At 41.3% G+C, this 12783-nt stretch carries 7 protein-coding genes; all 7 read right to left on the bottom strand.

The window, feature by feature from the left end:
- The 7 genes from P4S71_RS11475 to P4S71_RS11445 all read right to left on the bottom strand — a co-directional run bounded on the left by P4S71_RS11475 (position 1) and on the right by P4S71_RS11445 (position 12782).
- Positions 1–4623, bottom strand: coding sequence for a hypothetical protein (locus tag P4S71_RS11475; protein ID WP_337150689.1), 4623 nt, complete (start codon positions 4621–4623; stop codon positions 1–3).
- 14 nt (positions 4624–4637) lie between these two features.
- Positions 4638–7049, bottom strand: coding sequence for a hypothetical protein (locus P4S71_RS11470; RefSeq protein WP_337119787.1), 2412 nt, complete (start codon positions 7047–7049; stop codon positions 4638–4640).
- 408 nt (positions 7050–7457) lie between these two features.
- Complete coding sequence (locus P4S71_RS11465) at positions 7458–10064, bottom strand: hypothetical protein (RefSeq protein ID WP_337150688.1); 2607 nt, start codon at positions 10062–10064, stop codon at positions 7458–7460.
- Positions 10064–10477, bottom strand: coding sequence for a hypothetical protein (locus P4S71_RS11460; RefSeq protein WP_337150687.1), 414 nt, complete (start codon positions 10475–10477; stop codon positions 10064–10066). The genes P4S71_RS11465 and P4S71_RS11460 overlap by 1 nt, the downstream gene beginning before the upstream one ends.
- Positions 10478–10515: 38 nt before the next feature.
- Complete coding sequence (locus P4S71_RS11455; protein ID WP_337150686.1) at positions 10516–10638, bottom strand: hypothetical protein; 123 nt, start codon at positions 10636–10638, stop codon at positions 10516–10518.
- Positions 10639–10726: 88 nt separating this feature from the next.
- Positions 10727–11089, bottom strand: coding sequence for a GPW/gp25 family protein (locus tag P4S71_RS11450; protein WP_237113683.1), 363 nt, complete (start codon positions 11087–11089; stop codon positions 10727–10729).
- A 70-nt stretch (positions 11090–11159) separates the two neighbouring features.
- Positions 11160–12782, bottom strand: coding sequence for a phage baseplate assembly protein V (locus P4S71_RS11445; RefSeq protein ID WP_007377695.1), 1623 nt, complete (start codon positions 12780–12782; stop codon positions 11160–11162).
- Position 12783: the final 1 nt, after the last annotated feature.

The raw sequence follows: 12783 nt of genomic DNA, 5'->3' as shown, positions 1-12783 counted from the left end.
TTAAAAGTGATCATTGCGCCAAGGTTGAGTACCACACATCACTGGGCCATCTAAATATAATGCATGCCACCAGTAATCTTGATGTGTATGGTCATCGTGACTAATGTCTCCTCCTGCACTATAAATATGATGCCCAACACTCGCCTCCGCACGGTTACTTCGCCAATAACCCTGTGCCATCAGGTTTTGACATTTATATGCGCCACCACCGTATAGCACCGCGGTGTTAGCACGTGCAACTACTTGACAATCATCGCAATACGCAACACCTGCGCCATATTCAGAGTGACATGACGACACATCTAAAGTTGACTCTCGCACACCATACACACCGCCACCTTGGCGTGTTGCTGAACAGTGTTTAATATTGCTAGCTTCGACACCACTGACGTCAGCTTCACCGTAAATAGCCCCACCATCACCATTAACATGATGATTTTCGATGACACAATTAAGTTTTGTGCTTCGCACATAGCGTAAATGAAATGCGCCTCCATTACCTTCATACAAGCCACCATTAAGTAATGAACCATCGAAGGTAAAACCACGCATTTCAACACTTTTGATCAGCGCGTCACTTTGACCATGAATTAAAAAGCGACACCCTGCATGTTCTTTTACAATGCGCGTTTCTCGTTCATTAAAACCTATAATACTAACGTTTGAACCTATGCGTACTTGTTGTTTCAATTTGTAAACTCGGTTCATTTGTGGATGACTGGTGTGTGGCAGTAGTAAAATAGTCACATTGCAGAGCAACTCTCGGCTCATCACTTCATCAAACTCTTGCTGATTTTGTATCAACAGTACTTTGTTACTTTTAGCCCACGACCAACAATGCGCATCTATATACGCTTTTACGGCAGCCTGTGTTGCCAGTGCTTCATCTGAAGCCATATCACCACCAAGATCAACATCAGCTGATATACAGTCAATCATTTGGGTTTCACCCAATTGGAGTGTTGATGAATTAAGTGACCCATTTACAGTGCAATCACTTTGTATGATGGCACCATCAGCAAAGCTTAAGCTATTATCCACCAGCAATGCATTGCGAACACGTACATCCCCTTCAATATCTAATTTATAGCTTGGTGCTTGCGTGCCGATACCAACATTACCTTCTGATGTTATGTGTAGGGCATCGTGGCCATTAGCTTGAATCATTAATGGAGCAGCATCTTTGCCCGACTCAACATTGATAAGATGATCACCCTCAGTGCCAAATACCGACATAGAGGGCCCCGTTATACGGCTTCCCATTTGCAAAGTACTAAGTAAATTAACTTGACCATGCACTGTTACTGCATTATTGAACGTGGCTGCTGGTGTAACAGACACCTGTGAACCAACCTCTAATCCTTCAATGTTTATGCCGCCTTGGAACGTTGCTTGCTTAGCAACTGTAAGGGTATCTCGCAATGACGTGTGATTTTGGACCGAAAGCTCATCATTGAGCCTTACCGAACCTTGGAATGTACTTTCACTTTTCACTTCAACATGGCGATTAAATGTTGAGATGCCATCCACTAACAACGTATCTTTGAGATGAACATCATCACTAACAGTTAAGTCCGATCGCAGCTCAACATCGCCAAATATTTTTGCTCCATCTAAGCACTCTAATCGACCAGAGCCGTGCAACGTTCCTTTAAGCTCAACATCACCTCTAAATACTGCATTGCCGTTAACATCCAATGCTTGTGTTGGTGAGTCGGTTTGTACACCAAGCTTACCATCTTCAATCACAACGGGTTTTGCACCTTGATGGTAAACAGCAAAAGCTTTTGCAAAATGATTTTGGTCAATAGCCACTTGTGCTATACCCGCAGGCATACCTGCTGATTCGTCATCAATAACGCTACTAAAAGGTAAACCAAAGCGCGCTTCTCCTGCGAGTTCGCTATTACCGTACACATTAATGTTACTTCTAAAGCTGGCATACTCATCAACATGTAAACTTTCATCGACCTCTAAGCGCCCTTTGATCCCAACGTCTTTTCTAAACTGACTATCTTCAGCAACATCGAGCGCATAATCGGGTCGCTCAACACCCACACCTAATCGACCGTCGTTAAATACTAAACCCGCCTGGCCTCCTTGTCTTTCAATATAAAGCCCTTGCTTTCCTTGCTCTTGAATATGTAATCGTGCGTTTGCCGGTTTATCTGATAGATTTAAGTCACCCTCTATCTCTACATCAGTATCAAATTGCGCTCCGCCTTCAACAAGTAACGCATTACCGCTTTCAGTGGGCGATATTTTCATACCATCCATAACACTCACATGGCCATTCACTGTGAGTGTATTATCGACGGTCGTTGGACCATTAGCATTGAAGTTATCAGAAAAGGTCACAGCACCATCTGTTACCGTTAAGCCATTATGAAAATCAACGGCATCTGTCACAGATAAAGTGCCAGCTAGGTGGCTAGAACCTTGCACAGCTAAGGCATCTTTTTGTTGCTGCGCGCTATTATTCGTTACGCTAAGTGATAAACCATCATCAACTTGAGCCGTGCCATTAACACACAGCTTGTTTTTTAGTTTAGTGTCGCCTTGAACTTCAAGCGCAACCTCTTCACCTGAGTTCGCCTCACCCATGATCTGCACTTGACCAGTCACACAAGCTTGGCCAGTTAGTGCAAAATTCACATCAGATACTGGTAATGGCTGGTTAATAGCAAGTTGACCGGCAGCCATATAAGTTGCAAAACCTTCAGTGGCATGTTCGACTTTTATTGCCGCTTGTTCACTCAATTGGGTGATATGCACTTGCGAGTTGGCAGTTCTTAATAATGGATTACCAGCAACACCCACCGTTAATTGACCATGAACCTCTGTATTACCAAAAATACCAGCACCGCCATGCACACTAAGTTGTGTGGAATAATTACTGTTCCCCACAACCACATTCATATCGTTGACGCTAAAAATGGCTTCGTCATTATTGTTCAATACATTAATATCACTGGCAAAATCTACAGAGTGCGCAAACAGCGCATCAGCTCCTACGTGCAAGGACTTCATTGGGTTAGATTCAAAAAGACCTAATTTATCCATCTTACTGGTGATAATAGGCGTCACTGCTTGGCCGTTAAAATGACTGATCTCAACGCCTGAAGGGTTACTTGGACTACTCAATACAGCAAGCTTTGCGTCGCACTCCCAGTTTAGTTGATCATTGTTTGAAGCAATATTAAGCTGATTATAAATCTGCGCTTGTTCAATATCAGCGTGAGTGTTCACCGTTAAACTATCAGTCGTTGTACTGCCAGCAATTAACTGGCCATTTATTGTTGCTGTATCACTATCAAGGTGCTGATTTACTGTTACGCTTTCGCCAGTGACATGTCCCTCAACGCTTAAAGCATCTTTGATTTTAGTTGCTTGGTACACCGTAATTTTTGATTCATCTAGCAATGGGGCATCTGTGACTTTGACAAACTGTGCTGCGTTCGTCGCTATATTTAATAATGACTCTCCGGTGTTACCATTCACATCTAACTTAGCCGTAGCGTTAACTTTGCCCAATGCAAGCTTACCTGATACCGCTAAGCTTCCAGCGTCAATCGGTAATTCATTCACACCCACTGACATTGATTCAGAGACACTAACATTACCTTCAAAGTGACTTTTATCTAGCCCGTTAAGCTTCACATAATGCGCATTTCGTATATCACCAAAAAGCGCATCACTGGCCACATGAAAATCGGCAGCAACATCCGTTGTGCCCACACCAACCTTACCTTCAGAATTAATAAAAAATGGCGTGGTATCGTTGTTATAGTCATCTACTCGCAGCAAGGCATCCATATCACTACTGCGTTTTGATATGTGCAGTTTAGCTTGTGTACTTTGCGCATCAATCCCCACACCTAATGTGTCACTTACTTCTAGATGCCTGGTAAATATCGCATTTTCACCTTCAAGCTTGTCGCTAAGTATTGTTTTACCTGTAACCACTAATGTATTGGCACTGGCATTTGCAAGTGTCGATGATACTGACACCACCAAATCTGACGCATCAATTGTATCCGTCACATTAAGTGATTTAGCTGTAACAGATTTTGTGATGTTTGCATCACCAGATATCGTGACTTTAGGTGCTGTATTTTCATCAAGCTCGGCACGTAAGATTTCTGTACTGGCATTGTTAACCAGCAATGCATCAGTATTAAGTTGAACCGTATTCACCTGAGCAGTCGCATTGAGCATACTTGCTTGTACAGTGCCCGAAACTTGCAGCTTTTTATCGTCTTTTGAAAGCGACAATACACCGTCAAACATTTCCATGCTGTCACTATCGAGATTTAGCGTTTGCGTCTCACCTTGTGTCATGCTCAATTCGTTAGCACTTAATTTCAACTTTTCATTGGTTTGTGTATCAGATGTGATAGTCAGAGGTGCAGACACTTCTAATTCACTTTTATCATCTACTTTAACCACTTGAATAGGATCATCTACTTGATTGAAACTAGAGCGGATCAACGCCTCAAAATCATTGCCTGAGGGCGTTTTTAGATCATCAAACTTCTCAATAAGTGAATCGCGGTTTTCCTTTTCAATTACTGTTGTTGCATGCGCAGGTAACGTCGCATTTTGATCATTAAGTGTAGTCATTATGTGTTCCTTAATTAAATTCGATTTGGCGTGCTGTTAGCAACGATAAATTGGTACTTCTCTGGCGAAATTGGATTAATAGCAGAAATAGACACAGGAAAAAGTGGCTTTAAATAAGCCAAAGGCGTATAGCTAATGGCGAGCCGCTGCTGACGGGATGCATGCTCTTGTAGACTAGGGCGACAGATTTCATCAATGTGATGCTGTGCTGTTAGATAAAAAATAGTATCGGCATCAAATCCATCGGGAAAGTTCGCATCGTGGCTTAGGATATTCTCATTAACCGAATCATGTATTTGATCAGCGTTTTGCCCTGTGATAATAAAATCAGTATTTGAATGTTCACTATCGTAGGTATTGAGTAGCTCCACTATGGTGGCTTTTATTGCATTCCAATTACCATGCTGCAGTGCTTGATACGTGAGTATTAAATCTGCAAGCAGCCAATGAGTGTGGCCTTTGTCATCAGTACTTTTGGGTTCAATTAAAAAAGAACTTAGTAGCTGGCTAAGTTGCTCTGTAATATTTAGCAGAGTGTCATTTTGCTCACTAAAACGAGTACGTTGAGTTTGCGCAAAATAATTCAACCAACCATAATATAAGCGTTCAAATAAACTCATCGTTTCTCTGTCTAGCCATAGACATTGCACAGGCATATGCAACGGCGTGTATTCACGGATCGTACGTTGTACAAAATCCTGAAATTCTGCTGTGGCAAAACGAGTTGTCCAATCAGGTAAAATGACATGTAAAGTATCGCTCAGTGCTGGCGTTGTAAGTAAACTCCCTTCAACCAAGTAAAAGCTTTCTCGGTTATGGGTGGCCAATGGCATTTGACCAGGGTGCGACATGCCAAGGCGGCGCATAATACCCTTAGCCATAGAACTGCAATGCTGATACTGTAAAGTTTTAGAAAGATAATCAAAACCACGACAACGATTCTGCCCTAAATCACCAATCTCACTTAGCAAGCGGCATTTATCTATGTACTGACGCAACAATACCAAACGCTCAAGCAATGATTCATCAGGGTTAGGATCTCGTTCATCTTTTAAGCTTGGTGCATAAAGCGCAAATACCGCTTTGTATTTTAATAAATTACTATCAACAGGACGTTCAGCAAATCGTGCTAGTAAATGGTCTACGCTTTGATTTAATCGTGTCAATTGTGCAATAGAAAAGTCACTCTCAAGGCTGTGTTGCATGCCCCGCTGCCTGTAATTAAGCGATTGAGTATCTAACAAATGCTCAATTCCACTTATTTCTTCTAGCGCCTGACTTAATTGCGAATGCGGTAAAGTGCAAGCATGCTGCCAAAATACGTCGACCTGTTGAGCATTTAACGATTCACTAGCCAACATACAATCGAGTAACTTACCCAAACTTTCAAATGATTGCGGCTTTGGAAGCGAGAGAATATCGGGCAAAACATCAAGTTGTTTATGCTGATCTGCCAGTATTTGATCAAACAGATGTAAATACCCTTTAAACTGTAGTAATCGAGCCTTTTCAGTACTATCAATAGCTTCATTTAAGGTGTGCTCTGCAACAGCATACACTTGTGGAAGTTCATTCTGTAATGAACGATAGTCACTTAATCCTAAATGCCCTGCTTGCTCAAATTCAGGTAACATGACTGACTGAGTAACTTGAGGAGCTTGATTAAGCACCTGCAAACCTTGGCGTATCAGGGTTTTTTCTTGTTCGGTTAGCTGATATGACTGACCATCAATCAGTAAATTTAAGTCATTAAAAAAATTATCTTCATCAAAGCCTAATTGCGCAATGTTAACGATTTGCTCGTTATCATCGCTACCAAATTGAATTTGCCAAAACTCATAACCATCTTGAGCATTGTAGTTCCCATCCGCATTATTCTGATCGGCTAAAAACCGAAACGCGTTAACGCGCTCTATGTTTTCATACCCATGTAATACACTTAAAATGTCTGAGCTAAACAAGCGCACGCTATAAGATGACTTATGTAAGTCTTCATCTAGTACAAAGCCATGATGTAATTTGGGTCCTTGATAGATTTGCCCAGTACTCATGCCAAGTTGTAATAACTGCTGCGCAGAATACTTAGGGATATCAGGGGAGATCTCCCGACCGATTAACGTATACAAATCCGTTAATAAAGCCACTAAATTATCAACATGTTGTAATGACAAGGTCATGCCTATTGTCACTTTACTGACGTCATAAAATGTAATATCACCTAGTCTATGGTTCACGCATCGAGCTTGGCTAAATACACGGCTAATCAGCTGTGTTACATTTGTTTTTTTGTCGTCATTAGTTGAGTACAACAGCACATTAAAATCTAAAACAGTGGCATTTGAGCCTTCGGTTTGACGCGATATAACATGTACATTTTTAACTTCTAGTAAATCTAAAATAAGGCGTCGATAGTCATCTTCTGTCACACAGTGACTAAATAACACTTGCTCGGGCTCGTAAAATTTAACACTCCCCCACTATGTGGTTGCGCTAATAGCTCCGGAATTGGATAGTCCAACTTATAACTGAGATCAGACAGCACATACACCAACACTTCTAGTACCGTTACACCAGGATCAAAACGGTTGTGATCGGTCCAGGTATTGGGCGCGAATTGTTGTATTCTAGCTATGCCTTGCTGACGCAGTGCCTCTAAATCTTGCCCCGTATTTCTGGGCGCAATATTTAAGATCTGCAGAACTTGATTGTCCATAACATTCCTGAATTAGTCATATGAATAACTACAAGACGCACGCATCCAAAAACTGTGAAAATTAATTTCAATTATTTTGTAAGCGGCCGTTTAATAATTAATTTAGTGGGGGAATACGGGCTTATTGAACAACAAAATCCAGTTCAATTTCCCATTTGCCAATACCTTCAAATACATCGCCTAAGGTATTAGCGAGGGCTATTTTGTGATTGCGAGCAGGCACTAAAATATCATGTGCATTATCGGCGCTAATTACGCTGTATTGTTTCTCAGTTTGACCTTTTTTAGTGGCACGGATCACTTGAATCATATCCACTGCAGGGTGGGTTTCTAGCACTTGTGCTATTGATGCTAAATAAATAGTACGCTCAAGCGGTTTATCTAATTTATTCCATGGTGTTAGTGAATCTACTACCATCTCGTTCAGGTCAATAACAGTGCTTTGAATATCGTATAATGGATCAATTTTTACGATCAATTCCAGCTGTACTTCAACATAATTTGGATCATCTATTTCAATTGTTAAGTTTGGTACAGACAACGCATTTACCTGCTCCCTAACTTGTCGCTTAAGATAACGCGGCACCTTGGGCTGCAACACCGTAACATCATAATTAAGCGGTACAACTACAAGCGATAAACCAGATGCATTAACCACAGGACGTACCGAATGCAACTGCGGGAAAGTTTGTAAAACGAAGTGCTCATAATCCCACCCGCTTAATAAGCGCTGTCGATGATGTAATCGTTCACTCACCCGACGGTCAAATTGCACTGTTTTTTCTGCTACTTTGGCATCAAAAGAAGCAAAAGGCTGCAATACTTTATCAACGTTAGGGTTGGGTAATAGCAACTTACTAATAGACTCACTGGGTAATGGTTGATCAAAATGAGAGGCGTCATTACCTTGGCTGGTTAGAGTCACCTTCATACCTTGCGCAAACACCCCTTTGAGTTTGGAGTAAATAGGAAAAGCATTAACGAAGCTACTCGGCACTTCAGTTTGACTATGATCTACCGTGGCGCGTAGCCAAAGCTTACCATCGTGATTAAATGAACCGTCTTGTGTCAGCTCAGGTAAATAAAATACCACTAACCCCGAATCGAGTAGATCATAAGTGCTGTCTCTGAGGATGCGCCCCTCACCCGCTTGACCTTGTGATTCTTCACGCTTGAAACGATGCCAAGTACCTGCGTTAAAGTACTCCCATACAAATAACGGGTTATCACCCATGTTATAACCATCAACGGGGTCAACCTGATAGTACATACGCACTTGCCCTGGCGTATTGACTTGGCTAAGCGCTATATACAAATAACCTAATTTTTCTATTCTGGGCAGTAAAGACAATAGGCTTTGCTTGTTTAATTGCTCAATTGGTCGCCCTACAGGAGTTATATGCTCTAAAAAAATAGGATTACCCACTGTCAGCGCTGATGAAGTAATACTTTCACTCTCATAGTGTAAAGTTAAGCTATCAAGAGTTGGGGTGTAAGGTGCATTCACTAATACAGGGTTATTTGAATTAGCATTCTTATAAGCAAATAGCTCAATCACTTTGGTATAATCTTTGTGGGCAAAATCTTGCTCTGATAACTCTAAGGTATAATACTTAGGCCATTTACTAGCTGTTGGCTCATCAAGGGGTAATAACTGATAGTCACGCAATGCATTATTATCGTTATACACAAAGGTTAGTGTGTTAATAGCGATATTATTTTTTACTTCAGGCAACGCGCCCGAATCTTCATTATAAAACAACTCAAGATGCGTTTGCGCATCACTTCTCACATCTGAGCGAGAAATATTCACCACAGTGTGTGGCCAAGTTAAGCAGTGGCAATCACTTGAAAACAGTGTTTCCACCAACAATTCAATGCCTTCACAAGGTTGATCAACACCACATGAGGCGCTGCTATCAAAATAGCGTTCATCTAGACTATGCTGTGCACTGTAATAATAACTGTAGGCACGATAATAATTATCAAAATTATCGGGTCTATCTAACCATGCAAACTCGACATTAGCATGAGTGATATTTTTGATAACCAGTTCGGGGTGAGTAAAATGAACTTTAGACGCCAACCTTGGCGTCAGACCAAACGGCTCAAATGGCTTTGAAGTATCTAAATCTATCTCGCCATTATTCGCAACCACGCCACCTAGACCGCTCACTTGTGTAGTTAAACTCATTTGTGAGATTGTGAAACTATTAAAGCGCGTAAATACACTCGAATCATCACTATAGAGCAGATAGTAATAATCATTTTTAAGTACCAAAGCAATAAAAGGCAGGGCTTTATCTTCGCCAATAGGCGTATCTTCTAATGGTGTTATGGCAGGAAACAAACTATCGAATGTTAATTGCAGATGCTGTTCAACAACGCTCAATTGAGCTGCATCGATTTCTTTTATCCCTTCACTGGTGGAAATATAGAAGTCAAACCAAGTTAACCAATTTTGTAACAGTGCTTGTTCTCCAAAACCTAAGCTGACGATACGTTCACCGCCACTTAAAAATAAATCTTGTGAGGCAATTTTAAAGCCAACCTCAACACTTGATGACACTTGTTCAGCTAGCTTTTGCCCAAAAGTAGGCTCGCTTTGCTCAAGTAATATACTCTGCTCATTATCAAGTAATACTTGCTGATTTAAACTGATTCGGTCTGAAGACTTGATTTTATTAACAGTAGCAACATAATCTACTTGCGCTTTGCTAATAGTCACTACTTCATCAGTACTGTAAATAAGAGGGCTCCCTCTGCATCTTTACCACCATCAAATTGTGTTCCCGCAGGTAAAGTCAGCATATCAACATTATTCAACGACATTACTAAATGCGCACTGTCTGCGCTTTCTGATAACGGCTCAAAGCGCAACACTTCACCATAAAAATGATCTAAATGCCGCGCTACAAATTGATTAAACTGAGCATTACTGTGTTGTAATAAATCTATAAAGGTGAGTAATAACGCCATATCAGGACGACTGGCTAACTGTTTAATATGTTCATCCGCGTTACCATGTTCAAGTAACTGCGCAAGACCCGCAAGCTTTTCTGGCTCGGGTAGTAGGTTTTCCCATGTGCCATTAGCTGATAATACACGCTCATCGATATAGTTTACTTGTTTGGCTAGCACAGATAAGTACTTCAACCAAGCGTCTACAGTACGCGGCTCTATATAAAAAAAGAACGAGATAACGCTTTAATATGCCGCCCTAGTTGACTTCGTCCCACTTCACTTGGGTTAACTGTATTAAGCGTCGCAACGGTGAGGTTGTTGTTAGACTTCAAAGTCATGATAGTACCTTGATAAGTAATAGATTTAATTAAAATGCAATAAAATAAAGCGTGCTCACAAAGATGACAGAACGTACTTTGATAGTGGCTAAACTGACTGCTCAGTCAAGTAGAATGGAAACACCATGTTGCTACGGCTGTTGGTTTGCCGTATCACGTAGTTAAGCTGAATTAACAGCACGCCGTCGTACAATTCGCTGCTATCAAATTCGATGGTTTGCAGAGTAATACGAGGTTCATGATTAAGTAACACGGTGGCAATTTCTTGTCTTAGTTGCGATAAACTCTGTTCATTCGCATCAGCAAATGAATAACTCGAAAGACCAGAACCCATATTGGGCGACAAAGGCCGCTCTCCGACTAAGGTATTTAAAGTCAAATGAATCGCTTGTTTAAGTAAGGTTTCACCGCTATCCATACCAGGCCCTGTGGCGGGGTTGCTAAACTGCACGGGAAAGCCCCAGCCAGTTCCTAGAAAAGCTTGATTTAACATTGCTGCTCCTTTTAGCCTTAATTTGAGGTTATTTTACATCCACACCTTTGCCTTCTAGTGTGATGCTATCTGAAGTTTTAAAATTAATAGCTTTTGCCACCTCTAAGGTAGACTTATCTTTGCTTTCAATCATTAATGACTCCCCTGCAACCAAAGACGTCATATCTTTTTGGGTTAGTTTTAAGCCTTCTTTAGCGTCAAAAGTGATGGTGTGATCGGCGCTACTTTGTAGTGTAAGTAGCGGCTCTTTTAAGGTGAATTGCAACGCTAATGCTTGCTCTTTAAAAAACAATCCGCGCTGCTCATTTTTATCATCATATTCAAATGGTGGCTTTGCTTTGGGGTTATGACATGCACCTAAAATCACAGGGTAACGACTATCGCCCCCAATAAATCCAACCATTACTTCTGTATCTATGTCTGGGGGCAGAAACAACCCCTCTTCAGCTCCTGAGAAAGGACTGGCTAACCGTGCCCAAAGTGGTTTTTCACCACTGGCACTGGGTAATAAAACTGGGATACGGTGTAATGCTTGTGCATCGGCTTTAAATGCAGCTACTTTCCCTATCAACATTGGGGTATAACTTGGTTTAGCATAGTCTGACCAAATACTTAGCGTTAAAGGAACACCCAGTATGAATTCACTAAACCAGCCATCACTCGACAAATGGTGATGAATTTCACCCACCACATAATCACCACTATATTCCTTTCCCACTCCAGAGAGTGTCAGTGCATCTAAATGCTTGACTTTAGTAAGCGCTTTTTGCGCAGACATATCTATACGTACATGCCCTTGGTACATATCGAGTAATCGATAATATTGCTCAGCACCGGCTTTAGCCGCCAACTCTAATTTTTCAATAGGTGCTTGTGATAGGCGTAAAGTATCAGGTAAAGCCATCGCCGTATCTGCATCACTGTGAGTTTTAAACTTAGCAGCCGGCATGACTGGATCAGCATTGTCGTAGAGTTTTTGTTCTTTTATATCCCAACTACTGTATTGCAGTTTTTTAAGATGCGAACTCACATCACAGTGCAAAGCGAAATCAACACAGCCATCCATTGCCACGTTAAATTCATGCGCAGTGGGAGTGTGTTTTGCCAAATCAACAACATGATTTTTACCATCGTTAAAAAATGCAAAACCATTGCACAGCACTCGGCGCATAAACACCGCCCATGGCTGTTCATCCACCACTAAAAATTGGTGATGTTCAATTTTACTGGCCGCTATAGTGCCAGGCGTTGCACCGTATGTAGTGAGTAAATCACTGAGAATATCGCCGTCTTTGGCTTTTTCATCATAGAGTTTACTCATGGCACTTTGACACAGCTTAATTGTATCGGCTCGAGCTTCAATATGCATAAATGGTTGCCGTTCAAAGCCTATACCTTGAGCAGTAATAACACCGCTAAATAGCACACTTTGTTCGCCATCACCAAAGCCGGCTTTTAGCTCTATCGCTTTACCCATAGTGAATAGCCCTTCATCAGTTTTAGCAAAGGTTTCTTTGGCCATATCACCGTCGTCAATTACTAAACTCAGATGCGCAATTTGATTAACGCCGTTTTTTACAGTTGCTTCTCGCAAGGCAAATTTATCACTGATTTTGTTGCCCTCTACGGCAATGGTATATCGCAAATCCATA

Origin of the sequence: Pseudoalteromonas sp. B62, from assembly GCF_037162565.1 — a bacterium.
GTDB lineage: Bacteria > Pseudomonadota > Gammaproteobacteria > Enterobacterales > Alteromonadaceae > Pseudoalteromonas > Pseudoalteromonas fuliginea.
The sequence above is the reverse complement of the archived record's forward strand: the minus strand, read 5'-3'. Positions and strand labels throughout refer to the sequence as shown.